This is a genomic window from Chryseobacterium sp. HNCC26DJ240 (assembly GCF_057180485.1).
On sequence record NZ_JBXUGK010000007.1, the window covers coordinates 256,082 to 272,504 of the forward strand.

15 protein-coding genes are annotated in these 16,423 nt (G+C 34.6%); 9 read left to right on the forward strand and 6 right to left on the reverse strand.

All coding sequences use genetic code 11. The features are described from left to right. The first annotated feature begins 65 nt into the window (after positions 1-65). The 3 genes from AC2A1G_RS15495 to AC2A1G_RS15505 all read left to right on the forward strand — a co-directional run bounded on the left by AC2A1G_RS15495 (position 66) and on the right by AC2A1G_RS15505 (position 2,433). On the forward strand, positions 66-986 hold the full coding sequence (locus tag AC2A1G_RS15495; RefSeq protein ID WP_484047810.1) for a helix-turn-helix domain-containing protein: 921 nt from the start codon (positions 66-68) through the stop codon (positions 984-986). 10 nt (positions 987-996) lie between these two features. After that, positions 997-1,353, forward strand: coding sequence for a bleomycin resistance protein (locus AC2A1G_RS15500; protein ID WP_484047811.1), 357 nt, complete (start codon positions 997-999; stop codon positions 1,351-1,353). 174 nt (positions 1,354-1,527) lie between these two features. After that, positions 1,528-2,433 carry a lysostaphin resistance A-like protein gene (locus AC2A1G_RS15505; protein ID WP_484047812.1) on the forward strand — a complete coding sequence of 302 codons (906 nt, stop codon included), beginning with the start codon at positions 1,528-1,530 and terminating at the stop codon, positions 2,431-2,433. 247 nt (positions 2,434-2,680) lie between these two features. On the opposite strand, the gene AC2A1G_RS15510 is transcribed toward AC2A1G_RS15505, so the two are convergent. Then, entirely contained in the window at positions 2,681-4,276 is a 1,596-nt protein-coding gene (locus AC2A1G_RS15510; RefSeq protein ID WP_484047813.1) for a S8/S53 family peptidase, read from the reverse strand. Between the two features lie 163 nt (positions 4,277-4,439). On the opposite strand from AC2A1G_RS15510, the gene AC2A1G_RS15515 reads away from it, so the two are divergent. Genes AC2A1G_RS15515 through AC2A1G_RS15530 form a run of 4 tightly spaced genes read left to right on the forward strand, consistent with a single transcriptional unit; the run spans position 4,440 to position 7,532 of the window. Continuing rightward, positions 4,440-5,564, forward strand: a complete 1,125-nt coding sequence (locus tag AC2A1G_RS15515) for a DegT/DnrJ/EryC1/StrS family aminotransferase (protein ID WP_484047814.1) — start codon at positions 4,440-4,442, stop codon at positions 5,562-5,564. After that, positions 5,565-6,005: a hypothetical protein gene (locus tag AC2A1G_RS15520; RefSeq protein ID WP_484047815.1), complete on the forward strand. Its 441-nt coding sequence runs from the start codon at positions 5,565-5,567 to the stop codon at positions 6,003-6,005. A gap of 20 nt (positions 6,006-6,025) precedes the next feature. Further along, complete coding sequence (gene galE, locus AC2A1G_RS15525; protein WP_484047816.1) at positions 6,026-7,048, forward strand: UDP-glucose 4-epimerase GalE; 1,023 nt, start codon at positions 6,026-6,028, stop codon at positions 7,046-7,048. Between the two features lie 28 nt (positions 7,049-7,076). Continuing rightward, entirely contained in the window at positions 7,077-7,532 is a 456-nt protein-coding gene (locus tag AC2A1G_RS15530; RefSeq protein WP_484047817.1) for an adenylyltransferase/cytidyltransferase family protein, read from the forward strand. Between the two features lie 76 nt (positions 7,533-7,608). On the opposite strand, the gene AC2A1G_RS15535 is transcribed toward AC2A1G_RS15530, so the two are convergent. From AC2A1G_RS15535 to pnuC, 5 genes are all read right to left on the reverse strand, one after another. Further along, positions 7,609-10,122, reverse strand: a complete 2,514-nt coding sequence (locus tag AC2A1G_RS15535) for a TonB-dependent receptor domain-containing protein (protein ID WP_484047818.1) — start codon at positions 10,120-10,122, stop codon at positions 7,609-7,611. A gap of 169 nt (positions 10,123-10,291) precedes the next feature. Further along, positions 10,292-11,317 carry an endolytic transglycosylase MltG gene (mltG, locus tag AC2A1G_RS15540; RefSeq protein WP_484047819.1) on the reverse strand — a complete coding sequence of 342 codons (1,026 nt, stop codon included), beginning with the start codon at positions 11,315-11,317 and terminating at the stop codon, positions 10,292-10,294. A 43-nt stretch (positions 11,318-11,360) separates the two neighbouring features. After that, positions 11,361-12,122 (reverse strand): diaminopimelate epimerase, encoded by a 762-nt coding sequence (gene dapF / locus AC2A1G_RS15545; RefSeq protein WP_484047820.1) that lies wholly within the window; start codon positions 12,120-12,122, stop codon positions 11,361-11,363. A 93-nt stretch (positions 12,123-12,215) separates the two neighbouring features. Continuing rightward, on the reverse strand, positions 12,216-12,827 hold the full coding sequence (locus AC2A1G_RS15550) for a hypothetical protein (RefSeq protein WP_484047821.1): 612 nt from the start codon (positions 12,825-12,827) through the stop codon (positions 12,216-12,218). Positions 12,828-12,839: 12 nt separating this feature from the next. After that, the gene (pnuC, locus tag AC2A1G_RS15555; RefSeq protein ID WP_484047822.1) at positions 12,840-13,499 is read right to left on the reverse strand and encodes a nicotinamide riboside transporter PnuC; all 660 of its coding nucleotides are present in this window, start codon (positions 13,497-13,499) and stop codon (positions 12,840-12,842) included. 166 nt (positions 13,500-13,665) lie between these two features. Between pnuC and AC2A1G_RS15560 the strand changes: the two genes are divergently transcribed. Both AC2A1G_RS15560 and AC2A1G_RS15565 read left to right on the forward strand, forming a co-directional pair. Then, on the forward strand, positions 13,666-15,309 hold the full coding sequence (locus AC2A1G_RS15560) for an APC family permease (protein WP_484047823.1): 1,644 nt from the start codon (positions 13,666-13,668) through the stop codon (positions 15,307-15,309). 50 nt (positions 15,310-15,359) lie between these two features. Next, a complete protein-coding gene (locus AC2A1G_RS15565; RefSeq protein ID WP_484047824.1) occupies positions 15,360-16,379 on the forward strand; it encodes a WD40/YVTN/BNR-like repeat-containing protein in 1,020 nt (339 codons plus the stop codon). Positions 16,380-16,423: the final 44 nt, after the last annotated feature.

Here is a 16,423-nt window from a genome sequence, read left to right on the forward strand (position 1 = left end):
TTAATTTTAAACCAAAAGATAGAGCAGTCTGAGAAGATTTGCTCTATCTTTGATATTATTTTATTATGAAAAATAAGAAAATACTTACCCTCAATACCATCACAGATTTTCACGAGATTGGTGGACTTTCAAAGCCTGAACATCCTTTAATCAGTGTGTTTGATTACCATGATGTGACCTATCAGACCGAAGAAAAAAGCATCACGTGGTTGCAGCATTTCTACTGCATTGGTCTCAAGAGAGATCTCAGCGGAAAATTTCGGTATGGACAGCAGCAATACGATTTTGATTCAGGGATTGCTTCGATGGTTTCTCCGGGGCAGATTGTAGAGATCAAAGTTCCTGCAAAAAATGAGGAAAAACCAACAGGGATTATCATGTGCCTTCACCCCGATTTTCTTTGGAACACTTCTTTGGCAAAGAAAATAAAAGAGTACGACTTCTTCGGATATGCCGTAAATGAAGCACTTTTCGTGTCTGAAAAAGAGGAAGAAATTATTTTAAATATTTTTAAAAATATCCAGCGGGAATATCATAACAATATAGACGATTTTACCCAAAACATCATCGTTTCGCAGATTGAGGTGATGCTTAATTACTTTGAAAGGTTTTACCAAAGACAGTTCATTACGCGCAAAAAAGGAAATCACCAGATATTGGAACGTTTTGAAAATGAAATTGAAAACTATTTCAGCAATGGAAAATTGCTTGAAAATGGACTTCCGTCTGCTCAGGAAATTGCAGAATCACTGAATATGTCACCAAACTATTTGGGAAGTCTCTTAAAATCTCTCACTGGACAAAGCACTCAACAGCATATTCATCAAAAGCTGATTGATAAGGCTAAGGAAAGGCTTTCTACTACTCAACTTTCGGTAAGCGAGATTGCTTATGAACTGGGATTTGAGCATCCTCAGTCTTTCAGTAAACTGTTTAAAAATAAAACAAGTCAAACACCTTTAGAATTCAGAACTTCTTTTAATTAAATTTATAATTATGCTTACACAAATTCACCCAAAACTTCCGATGCGCAACAAAGCCAAAACCAAAGAATATTATATTGAAAAACTCGGTTTTGAGCAGTTAGGTTCTGATAATTTTCCGGATTATTTAATGCTGAAGAAAGATCAGATTGAAATTCACTTTTTTCTATTTGTAGATTTAAAGCAGGGGGATAATTACGGAATGGTTTACATCAGAGTTTCAAATATTGGCGCGTTTTATCAGTCTCTTTTAGATGATAATGTAGAAATTCATCCTAATGGAAGTCTGCAGACAAAACCTTGGGGGCAAAAAGAATTTTCGCTGTTGGATCCTGATTCTAATTTGTTGACTTTTGGGGAAAGTATTTAGCAAGAAATTATTTTTAGATGCAAAAGTGTTGTTTTCATAAGCAACACTTTTTTTTGTGTTGTAAAAGTTGTAAAGTTTTTTGTTTTTGAAACAAATTTTGAAATTAGAAGGTATATCAAGACGAGAAATAATGAAAGGTTTAGGTTAGTTTGCTATAATATATTGTATAAATTTGTGAAATATATATTTATTAAAAACGAAGTAGTGCCCATTACAGCAACCAAGTCATTATTAAATGACTTTTTTAATTTTATCAAAAAACCTGTTGACCGGCAGGTTAATCTTTCTTTAAAAAGTAGATTGATTATTATTTTTAAACTATTGGTTTTAGAATTAATATTTACCCTTGCAATTGTACTTCCTGTAGATTATCTGGTTGATAAATATTTAGATGTAAGAATTCCATCTTTAGACTATTCTTTAAAAACTATCTATTCTATAGTTTTTTTGATGATTATTATTGTTCCGTTTCTTGAAGAATTGATATTCAGGTTTTTGTTGAGATACAATAATGTGACAGCAAGATTAATTAAGAGGGTACATTGGGATAAATTTTTTCCAGTTTTAATTTATACATCAAGCATTATTTTCGGACTTGTGCATGCAAGTACTTACTATAGCAATTCTGCATTATTTTATATTTTTCTGCCATTGATTGTTCTCAGTCAATTATCCGGAGGTTTTGTTCTTAGCTACATTCGTGTGAGAATAAACTTCATTTACGGATTTCTTTATCATGTTTTATGGAACTTCCTTGCAGCCTTAGTATTTCCATTTTTTATGATGATGTTTTGGGGTTCTTTTAATGATCAATCTTCCAAATATAAACTTCATGTGGAACAAAAACTCTTGCTTCAGACCAGCAGTCCACAATCTATTGAGCTGGATGTAAGAGAAGAACTGATATATAAAATTGAGGTTCGCCAGCTTTATTTACAGGATGTACTTAATAGCGTTTACGGTAAAAATAAATATTACGTGGATGAATATTTGGTAAACCTGGATTTTTATTCTAAAACTGGCATTACGAAAGAACAATTCAAGAAGATTTTAGAAAAAGAATATGATATCAAAAAATAATTTTTAATCAAATTCTAAAGACTTTACACAGTCGGAAATCCAACATAACAAAAATAATTTGGAGAAGTCGTAAGAATTTCCGGCAGGGCAAACCTATATCTTTTGAGATTTTCGGATATATTTTATTTTAAAAAAGAAATTAAAACAAAGGTGTTTCTCCTCTGGAGCTGCACTTTTTTCGCGTTTGATTGCTACAAATTTTAGTTGCGATGGAGCAATTTTTAATTATTTAAGAAAACTCTTAAACTTAATCCTTCAAAAACTTTTCATAGAAAACTCCATCCTTCGTCTGAATTTTCAGATAGTATGTACCTTTAGCAAAATCAGAAACTTTAAAAGATTTTTTATTCTTTTCAGTTGAAATGATTCTGCCTAAATTATCGTAAATCTGTACAGAGATAATTTCTTTTTCTGTGGCAATATTCAAAATATCTTTTACAGGATTTGGGAAAACAGCCAATCTGTTTTTCTTTACAAGTTCAGAACTGCTGAGAGTAGAATTAAGAAGACTTCCAAAATTCAAAATTCCGTATCCCATCTGATCGGTTGAATTAGGATACAGAGAAGCAGTCTGTCTCAGTTGGTTTCTCATTGTTTCTCTGCTCATCGAAGGAAAGGCCTGAATTAAACAAGCGACTCCGCCAGCTGCAACCGGTGTAGCGATTGATGTTCCTGTTACGGTTGTTGTACTATTTCCGTTTACGGTGACGGTTTCTGTTCCTCTTGCTGCTGCGTCTGGTTTTATTACACCTAAAGAATTTGGGCCGTAAGAAGAAAATCCAGAAGAAATACCAGCAGAATCTACACTTCCAATGGAGAACACTTTTGAATTATCTGCAGGTGTTGTAATGTAATGCCAAGCTTGACCACCAGAGTTTCCGGAAGCAATCAAAACAAAAATACCTTTATTGACGGCAATTTCTGCTCCGCGTGCAATGAAAGATTTGCTTCCGTTCATGTCAGCGTAAGTGTAGCTGTATTTCGGATCATCAAAAACATTATATCCTAAAGAGGTTGTGATGATTTCCACGCCCTGTCTGTCGGCTTCTTCTGCCGCTTCAATCCAGTATATTTCCTCTTCAGGGATTTCTACGGTGGCATTTTCACTTCGGTAAAGATAAAAATCTGCGTCTGGTGCCGATCCTACAAAGACATCCTGTACATAACCGCCAATAGCTCCTAAAACCAAGGTTCCGTGGGCATTGAGCGACGGCTCGTAGATATTTGATGATTTCGCAACAAAATCATAACCTGCTTTTATTTGATTATTTGTCCAAAGTCTTGAAAAAGTAGTTCCATTATCTACGCTGGGAAAACCGGAATCGATAACTGCTACAGAAATTCCTGCTCCAGTGTAACCTGCAAGATGAAGCGGTTTTAAATTAATCTGATCAATCTGATCCAATCCGGAACCGTAATTAAAAACAGTATTGATGTTTTGAAATTCCTGAAATTTATTTTGACTCTGAACCTTTAAAGTAAGCGAAGAATTTTTAGCAAAACTTTCCACAGACTGTACAAAAGGCAATGCTTTAATCTGATTTACCTGCGCCTGATTTACATTTACCGCAACACCGTTCAGCCATTTAGATTTATCAGTCACCGTAAGTCCGAGATTCTGGATGGCCTGCACGTAAGTGTTTTCTAAAGGTGCGTCCTGATCATTGAGTGCAACGCCCAAAGCTGTTCTTCTGTTGAGTGATTTTTGGGTGAGTTCAGAAAGCGGATTGGCATAAAAAGCAGCCTTATTCGGTTTGCCGTTAAAATACACAAAAACAAGCTCCGTCTGTGCCGAAACTGAAACTGAAATTCCTAAAACTAAAGCGAATAGAGATTTTTTCACGTATTTATTTTTAGTAAAGATAAAACAAAATGAATAAAATTTTTGGCAGGATATTAAAATCCGTATTTTTACGAAAATATTTTATTTAAAGTCGCCGGTTTTGGAATTAATCATCAATAAGGTTTCGGCGATTTAAATAACTCATAAACAAAAAAATCTACATATGAAAAAGATTCAGATGGTTGATCTGCAAAGTCAATATTATAAAATAAAGAACGAAGTAGACAACGCTGTACTTAATGTAATGGATTCTGCGGCCTTCATCAACGGCCCGGAAGTAAAATCTTTCCAGACTGAACTGGAATCTTATCTTGACGTAAAACACGTAATCCCTTGTGCCAATGGAACCGATGCTCTTCAGATTGCATTGATGGCTTTAGACCTACAGGAAGGCGACGAAATCATCACAGCAGATTTTACTTTCGCTGCAACGGTTGAAGTTATTCATCTTTTAAAACTGAAATCTGTTTTGGTAGATGTGAATTATGATACTTTTAATATTTCTCCTGAAGCTGTAAGAAAAGCGATTACTCCAAAAACTAAAGCAATAATTCCGGTTCACATTTTCGGTCAGGCTGCGAATATGGAGGAAATTCTGAAGATTGCTGAAGAAAATAATCTTTTTGTAATTGAAGATAATGCTCAGGCGATTGGAGCAGATTTTACCTTTGCTGATGGCTCTACAAAGAAAACAGGAACGATGTCAACTGTGGGAACAACTTCATTTTTCCCATCTAAAAATTTAGGTTGCTACGGCGATGGTGGTGCAATTTTCACCAATAATGATGAGCTTGCACACCGTTTGAGAGGTATTGTAAACCATGGAATGTATGAAAGATACTATCATGATGAGGTAGGAGTAAACTCCAGATTAGACAGTGTACAGGCTGCGATTTTGAGGAAAAAACTTCCGAATCTTGATAATTACAACGATGCAAGAAGAAAAGCAGCAGATTATTATGATGAAGCTTTTGCAGGAAATGCAAATATTCTGACTCCGAAAAGGGCAGATCATTCTACTCATGTATTCCACCAGTATACTTTGAGAATTCTGAACGGAAAAAGAAACGAATTACAGAAATTTTTAACTGAAAAAGAAATTCCTGCGATGATCTATTATCCTGTAGCTTTAAGAAAACAAAAAGCGTATTATCAGGAATCCAATGATGCGGATTTTGTGAATACAGACAAGCTTTTAGATCAGGTAATTTCTCTTCCGATGCACACAGAATTGGATGATGAGCAGTTGAAGTATATTACGGATGCTGTTTTGGAGTTTATGGGTTAAATGAAAAAGAGGGTTTTTAAATATCGGGTAGTTGGGATTATACTTTTTCTAATCGAGCTTTTTGTTGCAATTTTATTTGGTTATGGAACAACAGTGAGTTTTGAAGATTTTGAAAATGTAGAAAATTTAACATTAGATCATATTGTATTTCCTTTTGCCCTATTAATTTTTTTAACATCTTTACTTTGTTTAATTTCACTTGTTTTAAAAGGAAAAAAGACTGTAATGTTTCTTAACATACACTATATAACTATAGCCATTCTCTTTGCATTTGGATTTATGAAGCAGTTATTTGAAGGTGCAGAAATATCTGAAGATTTAACTATGTTTATAGTGGTATTTTCTGTTATTGCAATTTTACTTTTTATAATAAATTTTTTCAAATACAAAAGAATTGACTTTTTGGAAATAGATGAAATTGGAACACAAAATTTAAATTAAAAACAGAATAACCAGAAAAAATGGCAATACTTGTAACAGGCGGACTTGGATACATCGGTTCTCACACAGTTGTAGAACTTATTAACAATAATTTTGAAGTCATTATCGTAGATGACCTCTCTCATTCTGAAAAATTTATTCTTCATAACATTGAAGAGATTACGGGCAAAAGACCTATTTTTTATCCTTTCGATTTAAAAAGAAAAGAACTCCTAAATCAGGTTTTTGATGCACACAATATTGAAGGTTGTATCAATTTTGCTGCATTTAAAGCGGTAGGAGAGAGTCAGGTAAAACCGATTGATTATTATGAAAATAATCTTTTTTCTTTAATCAATATTCTTCAGGAATTTAAAGAAAGAAATATTTCTAACTTTATTTTCAGCTCATCTTGTACTGTTTATGGGCAGGCAGACGAAATGCCAATCAACGAAGATACTCCGCTAAAAATGCCTGAAAGTGTTTACGGAAAAACCAAGCAGATGGGTGAGGAAATTCTTGCTGATTTTGCGAAAGCTTACAATAAAAAAATCTCGCTTCTGAGATATTTCAATCCAATTGGTGCCCATGACAGCGCTTTATTAGGAGAATTACCAATAGGAATTCCAAATAATCTTGTACCTTACGTGATGCAGACCGCAGCCGGAGTAAGAGAAAAGCTGAGCGTTTGGGGTAATGATTATCCTACTTCAGATGGAACTGCAGTGCGGGATTATATTCACATTACCGATTTGGCGAAAGCGCATGTTGCAGCCTTGAAAAAACTTTTAAATGATAATTCTGAGAGCTCAGTTATTGATGTTTTCAATCTCGGAACAGGTAAAGGATCTTCTGTTTTAGAGGTAGTAAAGGCATTTGAAACTGCCAACAATGTTGAAGTTCCTTATCAGATTTGCGACAGAAGAGAAGGTGATATTACGATTGCTTATGCCAACGCAGATAAAGCAGAAAAAGAACTCAACTGGAAAGCAGAAACTTCTCTGGAAGAATCTCTGAAAACAGTTTGGGAATGGCAAAAATATTTACAATCAAGATCAAATTAATATAAACTAAAATATTTATTAAATACTTATGAAAACCGAAAGAATAGGCATTACATTTTCCTCATTTGACTTGCTTCATGCGGGACATATCAAGATGCTTGAAGAAGCAAAAACTGTATGCGACTACCTTATTGTTGGGCTTCAGATTGACCCGTCACACGACAGACCGAATAAGAACAAACCTACCCAAACCATTGTTGAGAGATACATTCAGCTTAAAGGGGTGAGTGCTGTTGATGAGATTATTCCTTATTACACAGAAGAAGATTTGGAAGATATTTTGAAGTCTTTCGTTATCGATGTAAGAATCATTGGCGACGACTATGCCGACAGAGATTTTACAGGAAAACAATATTGCAACGATAACGGAATCGAAATTTTCTACAACAAAAGAGATCACAGATTTTCTACAAGCGATTTGAGAAAAAGAATCTATGAAGCTGAAAAAGCAAAAGCTGTGCGAGCTGAAGCTACAGAAAAGTAATCTTTACATTTTTACATAAAAAAAAGAGTTCGGTAAAAAATTACCGAACTCTTTTCATTTTATCAAAACCCAATTTTTACATTGGTCCTTGTTGTTCATCTCCCTGTGCATTAGAGTTGATGTCTTTTTTGCGTTTAGGTTGATCTACTTTTTCATTACCCTGTTTGAATCTGTAAGTAAGCGAAACAGCAAATTGTCTAGGCTGCCACTGCATGTAAGAATCTCTTGAGAAACCTGGTCCGTATGAGGTAGACTGCATTGCTCTGGTATTAAAGATATCCTGGATATTAAACGAAAGTGTTCCATCTCCTTTCCAAATCGTTTTTGAAGCACCAAAATTTAATGCATACATATCTTTTCTGTCAGCACTTTGGTTTTTTTGGCCACCTCTGTAGAAGCCTTGTAACTGAAAACTGAATGTTTTATCAATTTTAAATGTTGAGGTAAGTCTCGCTCTCATAGCAAAACCACTTCCTTCAAAAGACATAGGTTTGCTTATTATTGAAGGGTCAAAGAAAGTCCCTTTGGTATTGTAACCAAATAAATCTACGTTTCCTAAGAATTTTAACCATTTTGTAGCATCCCAATTGAAGTTCAAATCAAGACCAAATCTGTCATCAGTTCCTACGTTTACAGGTCTGGTATGGAAAATAGTCGTCTGTACACCGTTAATAGGTTTTTCTTCATTGTAAGTTACCATTTTCACATCATCAGTTTGATGTCTGAAATAAAGGGTAGGATTAATCGTGAATTTAGACTTCGAAATACTGTAACCCAATTCGTAAGAATCTACGTAAGAAGGGTTTAAGTCAATATTTCCGTCAAAAATATTTTGGTTATCACTGTAGCTTGGGTTAGGAATCAAAAAGAATGATCTTGGTCTGTCAATTCTTTTTGAGTAATTTAATAAAAACTGATTGTCTTTAGAAATTTCATAGCTCAAAAAGACGCTTGGGAAAAGATTATTGTAATTTTTCACCTTATTTTCAACATCATTTACTAAATTTAAATAGTTAATATCAATTCTCGAATGTTCATTTCTTAAACCCAACTGATATCCCAATTTCCCAATTTTACTTTTAAACTGAACATATCCTGCATTAAACATCTCTTCATATTTTGCCTGATAAGAATATTCACCAAGATAAAGCATGAATGGTAAAGAGGAAGTGCTTTGTGTCACAAGATTCTGATAATTATTTCTGTTAACATCAATTCTGTATCCTGCTTCCAGCTTAGAATTTTCGCCGATTGGCAATTCATAATCAGCTTTACCGATTATGGTATTATTTCTAGTTTTTTGGTCGATAAGATTTTGAAGATCAAAAAGATTGTTTTGTGTTTGGTAAATGTCACTATAATTATTTGATCGATTTTTTTGCAAACTTAGGGAAACGGATAAATTTTGTCCCTTGTCGTTAAATTTGTGATCTAAACCGAAGTCTCCCTGAAATGCCAAATTATTGTTGGTTCCTGTACTGCTTCTGTTTCTTGTTGTAATAGCGTTATCAAAACCATAATTCACATAATCAATGTTTCCTATGTTTGTTCCGTCGAAAGTTCTTACAGTTCCGGAAGCATTAATGGAAGTTTTTTCTGTAAGATCTACCAATAAACCTGCTGTAGCATTGTAATTATCATTTTTGCTATCGCTAATAGATTCATTGTGTGTTTCTCTGAAATTTCCCGTTGACAAAAAGGCATTATTTCTTTGGGTATTTTTAGACTCTCTATAACCACCGCCACCATTTAGGAACCAAGTAAAATTACCTTTTCTCCAGCTTAAATTGGTGTTTAGATTTGTCTGAGGCAAATACCCCAAAGTTCCAATCACACTACCGTTGAAACCGGTTTTTTTAGATTTCTTTAAGATAATATTTAAAATACCTGCTGTTCCGCTGGCTTCAAATTTTGAAGAAGGGTTGGTAATGACTTCAATTCTTTCAATCTGATCTGCAGGAATACTTTGTAAAGCATTGGCACCATCATCAATACCCAAAAGGGCAGAAGGTTTACCATTAATTAAAAAACGAACGTTTGAACTTCCTCTCATTGAAACCGTTCCGTCCGTATCAACAGAAACTGAAGGAACATTGGATAAAACATCCTGTAAACTTCCTCCTTTGCTCACGATATCCTGAGAAGGGTCGTAAGTTCTTTTATCTAATTCAACTTTGTAAGGTTTGGTAGTTGCTGTAATCACAACACCTTGGATGTCCTGAGTTTTTGCATTTGTCGTACTTGCTTCCGGCTCGATAGAAAGAGCTCCGATATTTCCGGCTGTAGCAATCTGCTTGTTGAAACTCCCTTTTTTATAATCAATTGCTTCAATGGTAACGTCGTAATTTCCCGGAACAATATCCATTACATATTTCCCATTTTCATCGGTTAAAGCTCCTTCGCTAAGCATTTTGTTGGTCTTATGCACAAAAGTGACTGAGGCATAAGGAACTGGCTGATTATCTTTACTTACAACAGACCCGGTTACATTTACTTTATCCTGAGCAAAAGCAAGTGCCGCAGCAGATAAAACAAAAGTCAATCCCAACGTCTTTTTTGTAAATAGACTGATGATTTCAGTTTGATTCATAAAATTTAATTGTATAAAGAATGCAAAAATTTAAAACAAAATAAAAATAATTGTTAAGACAAAAATTTCTTGCAGACTTCTTAGTTAGTTTATTATTGTAGTCAATTAGACGTTTTTTAACCTTAAATGTTAAATTAAAATATTGTTAAAAAAAGGTTAAAAATTTTTATTATTTGATATTGCGGGAGTTAAGCCATTCCTGATACACTTTTGCATTTTTTGCATGCTCCTCTGCATTATCAGTAAACTTGTGTAATCCCGGTCTGGCAGGATCTGCACACATAAAAATAAAATTGTTTTTCTCTGCATTCAAAACAGCATCTACAGAATTTTTATCTGTAATACAAATTGGCCCAGGCGGAATTCCTTTGTTGGCATACGTATTAAAAGGAGATGGGGTAGAAAGGTGCTTGTAAAGTACTCTTTTGATAGATTCTTTGAAATTGGTTTGCTTATTTATTGCATAAATTACCGTTGGATCACTCTGCAGTTTCATGTCTTTTTTATAACGGTTTAAGTATAGCCCCGCGATAGTTTTCATTTCATCAGGCTTACCTCCGGATTCTTTATAAACGATTGAAGCCAAAGCGTAAATCTGATCTCTGCTTAAGCCTGATTGAGCTTCTTTTGATTTTCTGTCTGCATTCCAGAAATCTTTGTACTGATCATCAAATTTCTTGAAAAACTCGTTTGGAGTTACCGTCCAGTAAAAGTTATATGTATCGATGAAGAAATATTTCTTTAAATCTTCGGCAGAAGAATAGCCTTTATCAACAGCAATCTTATTAAGTTCGTTTACAAATTTCAAAGAATCAAGCTCTGTTTTTTTTGTCACTTTTCCGACCATCTGATAGATATCACCGAAATCTCCGATTCTGAATGAGTTTTCACTTTGGTTTCCGGCTTTAATCATATTCACCAAATCTGAATTTCCCATCCCTTTCTGAAAATGATAACGACCTGGCTTGAAATTTTTTGGAAGATTTTTTTCCATTGCCACAGATTCAAAAGCTGCTTTGTCATCAACATATTTTGCTGCTGAATCTATAATTTGCTTGAATTCTGCACCATGAGGAATCAAAACATATCCATCTTTTTGGATATTGTTTCCGTAATTTTTTTTGTAAAACTTAAAACCGAAAAATCCACCAATTACAATCAGTAGAAGTACAATAATGAGAACTGCTTTTTTCATAATAAATAAAAACCGATGTTTGTGTTTTTGTTATTTTTAAAATTTAAATCTGTCCCTTGAAAACCTGTTTTGCAGGACCTTCCAACCAAATATTAATGAAAGAATCTCCGTTTTTCTCTGCATAAACTTTCAAGTCGCCACCCAAAGTTTTTACGGCAATTTCCTTAGCTGAATTTTTATCAAGATAAGTTAAAGCTGCTGCAGTAACGCCTGTTCCGCAACTGTAGGTTTCGTCTTCAACACCTCTTTCGTAAGTACGTACAAAAATCTGCTTCTCTGAAATTTCTTCCACAAAATTGACGTTGATTCCTTCCTTATTATAATTTTCAGAATATCTGATTGCTTTTCCGTCTTCAAAAACGTTCATATCAGCAATATCATTCACATATTTAATGTAGTGAGGTGAACCGGTATTTAAAACCGAATCATCTCCATCTCTTGAAATTGTTTTTACATCGCTCATTTTTAATTTAACAATATCTTCAGCAATTTCAGCTTCATGAAGACCGTCAATGGCAGTAAAAACAGTTTTAGAATCTTTAAAAATTCCAAGAAAATGGGCAAAAGCCACTGAACAACGGGCTCCGTTTCCGCAAAAACTTTTAGATCCGTCAGAATTGTAATAATCAACTTCAAAATCTACATTTTCTGCAGAATTTATTTTAATTAAACCATCTGCACCAATTCCAAAACGTCGGTCGCAAAGTTGTGTAATCTCTTTTGTAGAAAGGTTATTCCATTCTCCTGAACGGTTGTCAAGCATGATAAAGTCGTTTCCTGTACCCTGATATTTATAAAAATTCATCGTGATTATTTTAATCTCAAATAGCCTGCAAAATTACGCATAATAAAGCAAAAAGCGAACGACCAAAAGCCGTTCGCTACTTATTTAGAATTATTATCGTCTGAAACCGTTTCCGTTTGTACTTCCGTTATTTGGAGTGGTTGTCTGGCGGTTGCTTTCTGTCCCATTTCTGAATCCTCCGGAATTTTGGTTCGTATTGGTATTCGGTGCTGGAGTGGTTGTGTTATTATTTCTAAAACCTCCATTATTTCTTGGCTGAGACTGTTGGTTTTGCTGATTGTTTCTAAAACCACTGTTATTTCTTGGCTGACTTTGCTGATTTTTTTGGGTGTTTCTGAAACCTCCCGTATTCTGTCTCGGATTTGTTGTAGTGCCGGTATTCGAGTTAGGATTTGTAAAACCGTAATTTCCAGATCTCGTACCAGAATTCGGATTGGCATTTCTTTCTACATACACTTTCTGTCTGTTGTTTCCATAAAAATAATAAGGTCTTCCCTGATCGTAGTAATAATGTATATCGTTTCTGTAGTAATATCCGTCATTACCCCAGTAACCACCGTCTCCGTAATAGTTTCCTGGCGCATAATACGCACCGTTACTCATATAAGGATCTCCGTATCCTCCACCTTGATCACTATAAACTGTACATGAACTCAAACTTATAAAAGCGAAAACGCTTAGCGAAATTTTAATTAAATTTTTCATCGTATTTAAATTTTACTGTTTTAAACTTTTTTTCCAGGCAATATATCCATTAATTGCCATGAAAGTAAATACCAAATATTGCACCGAAGTTATTCCCAGCTCTTTGTAGAGCATCATTGGTATGCAAATGAGATCTCCTAGTATCCAGAAATACCAGCTTTCAAGCTTTCTTCTGGCCATCAGCCACATTCCGATTAAAAATACAGACGTTGTAATGACGTCCAGCCAGTTTCCCCAGTCGAGATGATAGAGACCAAAACTGACTCCGGTCGCAGAGAAGTTATTATCTATAAAAGGCTTGTAATAATAAATTACAGTCACCAAAACCATGCTCACCACAAAAAGAATGATACTGTACACCCAATCTTTTTTAGTTGCTTTCTGAATTTCTACATGTATATTGTCTTCAGAATTTTTAGACCATAAAATCCAACCATAGATACTCATCACTGTGTAATAAACATTGATAAGACAATCTCCCAACAACCCGAAATTGAAAAGAATGTAAACATAAAGCACAGTAGAAATAATTCCCGTAGGGTAGAGCCAGATATTCTTTTTAATTGAAAAATAGACACTTATAATTCCTAAAATGCAGGCTACAGCTTCCAACGCAATCTGCCCGTAAGTGTAGGCCTCATAGGGTTTTATAAAAAGATCATAGAAATTCATTGCTTCAAAAATACACAAAAAATTCGTCCGTGAAAATATTTTTAAAAAGCGTGAAAATCAAATTTTTATGGTCGATACTTAAAGTTTATGTTCTAAAAGTTAGCAATAAACGTTAATTTCTCTAAAATTTTTATATTTTCGTAAATCTTTAATTAAATTAAATTATATGTCTAAAATTTGGGCTAAAAAGCCAATGAGTGCTTACGAAGCCGATATTCAGAAGAGCGAGCTCAAGCGTGTCTTGGGGAAATGGAGCCTTACTGCAATCGGAATCGGAGCTATTATCGGAGGGGGTATTTTCGTACTTACTGGTACAGGTGCTTACTACAATGCCGGACCAGCCTTGGCACTTTCATTCGTTATTGCAGGTATTGCCTGCGTTTTTGCAGCTTTGTGCTACGCTGAATTCGCATCTATTCTTCCTGTTGAAGGTTCTGCTTATGCCTATGCTTACGGAACTGTAGGAGAAATTTTTGCATGGATCATCGGTTGGGGTTTGATTCTCGAATATGCAATGGGATCAATGACCGTCGCCGTTTCATGGTCCGGATATTTCGGGAAACTTCTGAAAATGTTTGGTCTTCATTTACCTTATTGGATGACTACAGATCCGGGTACTGCTCATAAAGCCTTTGGCGAAGCTACCAAGCAGATTGCTGATGCAAAATTGCCAGCGGATAAATTATTAGGATTTCAGGAAACTATAGCTAATTTCAATGCTGCTCCTGAAATTGCCAATTTTAAATTATTTTTAAATCTTCCTGCTTTATTGATCGTATTATTTGTAATCTGGATTTTATTAAGAGGAACAAAAGGAGCTGCAAAAGCAAACAACTTCATTGTAATCTTAAAGGTTTCTGCTATTATATTTGTAATTATAGCCGGATTATTTTTCATCAATGTTGATAACTGGTCGCCTTTTATCCCTGATGCTACAACAATCACTGAAAACGGTGTTTCCCATAAAGCATACGGTCTTGCCGGGGTTGTTGCCGGAGCATCTGCAATTTTCTTTGCTTACGTAGGGTTTGATGCAGTTTCCACGCAGGCTGGTGAAGCGATTAATCCTAAAAAAGATGTACCTTTTGCCATCATCACTTCATTAATTATCTGTACTGTTTTATATATTTTAGTATCACTTGTTCTTACGGGAATGATGCATTACACCGACTTTAATCCTTTAGGAAAATATCCGGATGCGATTAAAGCACCTGTAGCTTATGCATTTGATATTGCAGGACAGGCTTGGGCTGGTTATATTATCACCATTGCTGCTACCGTAGGTTTGATTTCTGTATTGATGGTAATGATTATGGGGCAGTCAAGAATTTTCCTCGGAATGTCTAAAGACGGTCTTATTCCTTCAACTTTTTCTAAAGTGAATCCTACATCTGGTGTTCCAAGAAAAAATCTTATGATTTTAGGTACGGTAATTGCGGTTGTCGCTTCACTTACGCCAATCAATGATTTGGCTCACATGACAAGTTTCGGAACTTTATTCGCCTTTACAATGGTTTGTGTAGCGGTTTGGGTGTTGAGAGTGAAGGAACCGAATATGGTAAGAAGTTTCAAAGTTCCTGCATTACCTTTAGTTGCATGCCTGGGAATTGCAATCAATGTTTATCTTATTTTTAACCTGAGTGTAGAAGCACAAAAGTACTCTTTCGGATGGTTGATTATCGGTTTTATTATTTACTTCCTTTACAGTAAAAGAAATTCAAAACTGCAGAATGGCGGTTATGGAGAAACGTTCAAAGCAGAACAAAAGCCTTTGGAAGATGTTGATATTAATATAGACAACAAAGAATAAATTTTAAATTCCGCCTCGTGCGGAATTTTTTTTGATTAAATTTGAGTATTATGAAAAAACTAATCACAACTTTTTGCCTCACAGTTTCTCTATTTTCTTTTGCTCAGAAAATCGAAAGTTTTGAAACTCTGTTATCTGATAAAATAAGCATTCGTGCTTTAGAGATTTCCGACAACAAAGTCTGGTACAGCGGAACAGATTCTAAATTTGGATATGTTGATTTGAAAAATCCTGAGAACAAAAAACAGATTTCACTTTCCGACAAGAAACTTCAGTTTCGAACTTTGGCTCAGGACGCAAATTCATTTTTTGCCATTAATATTGAAAGCCCGGCTCAGTTTTTTAAAATTGATAAGAAAACACTTAAACATTCTGTAGTTTATCAAGACACCGCCAAAACTTCGTTTTATGACGCTTTACATTTTCATAAAAATAAATTTTATGCATTTTCAGATCCAACCAATAATCTGAATCTGAAATTTCTTCAGTTTAATCTGAATAAAGGTAAATTTCTCTCCAAGAATTACTCCCATCTAAAATTAAATAAAGGTGAAGCCGCTTTTGCAGCGAGTAATACCAATATTTCAGCATCAGAAAACTTTATCTGGATTGCAACAGGCGGCAATTCTTCAAGAATTTTCAGGTTAAATTTAAAAAATGAAAAACTCGAAGCTTTCGAAACACCTTTTATACAGGGGATTTCTTCACAAGGGATCTACTCAATTGATTTTTCGGGAGATAAATTCGGGATTGCAGTTGGTGGAGATTATTTAAAACAAGATGGAAATATTAATAATATCGCTACTTCTGTAGATGCCGGAAAAACCTGGCAAATTCAGGCATCGGGAAATAATGCAGGTTACACAACCTGTGTTAAAATAAAGCCGGGTTCAAAAGGAAAAGAAATAATTTCTGTCGGAGATCAGCATATTTCTTACTCTTCAGATTTCGGGAAAACCTGGAAGAAAATTTCTGACGAAACAGGCTTCTTTGTCTGTAAATGGATTGATCAGAATACCGTAGTTTTTGCAGGAAAAGATAAAATAGTAAAAACTAAAATTATTTTTTAAGCAGAAGTAAGCTAGCCCTGAAAGGGCGAAATCCTATCTAAAAT

Bases quoted from the DNA above. Each gene is read 5' to 3' on its own strand.
- AC2A1G_RS15495 (WP_484047810.1), top strand. From the start codon at position 66: ATGAAAAATAAGAAAATACTTACCCTCAATACCATCACAGATTTTCAC.
- AC2A1G_RS15500 (WP_484047811.1), top strand. From the start codon at position 997: ATGCTTACACAAATTCACCCAAAACTTCCGATGCGCAACAAAGCCAAA.
- AC2A1G_RS15515 (WP_484047814.1), top strand. From the start codon at position 4,440: ATGAAAAAGATTCAGATGGTTGATCTGCAAAGTCAATATTATAAAATA.
- AC2A1G_RS15520 (WP_484047815.1), top strand. From the start codon at position 5,565: ATGAAAAAGAGGGTTTTTAAATATCGGGTAGTTGGGATTATACTTTTT.
- galE (WP_484047816.1), top strand. From the start codon at position 6,026: ATGGCAATACTTGTAACAGGCGGACTTGGATACATCGGTTCTCACACA.
- AC2A1G_RS15530 (WP_484047817.1), top strand. From the start codon at position 7,077: ATGAAAACCGAAAGAATAGGCATTACATTTTCCTCATTTGACTTGCTT.
- AC2A1G_RS15535 (WP_484047818.1), bottom strand. From the start codon at position 10,122: ATGAATCAAACTGAAATCATCAGTCTATTTACAAAAAAGACGTTGGGA.
- mltG (WP_484047819.1), bottom strand. From the start codon at position 11,317: ATGAAAAAAGCAGTTCTCATTATTGTACTTCTACTGATTGTAATTGGT.
- dapF (WP_484047820.1), bottom strand. From the start codon at position 12,122: ATGAATTTTTATAAATATCAGGGTACAGGAAACGACTTTATCATGCTT.
- AC2A1G_RS15550 (WP_484047821.1), bottom strand. From the start codon at position 12,827: ATGAAAAATTTAATTAAAATTTCGCTAAGCGTTTTCGCTTTTATAAGT.
- pnuC (WP_484047822.1), bottom strand. From the start codon at position 13,499: ATGAATTTCTATGATCTTTTTATAAAACCCTATGAGGCCTACACTTAC.
- AC2A1G_RS15560 (WP_484047823.1), top strand. From the start codon at position 13,666: ATGTCTAAAATTTGGGCTAAAAAGCCAATGAGTGCTTACGAAGCCGAT.
- AC2A1G_RS15565 (WP_484047824.1), top strand. From the start codon at position 15,360: ATGAAAAAACTAATCACAACTTTTTGCCTCACAGTTTCTCTATTTTCT.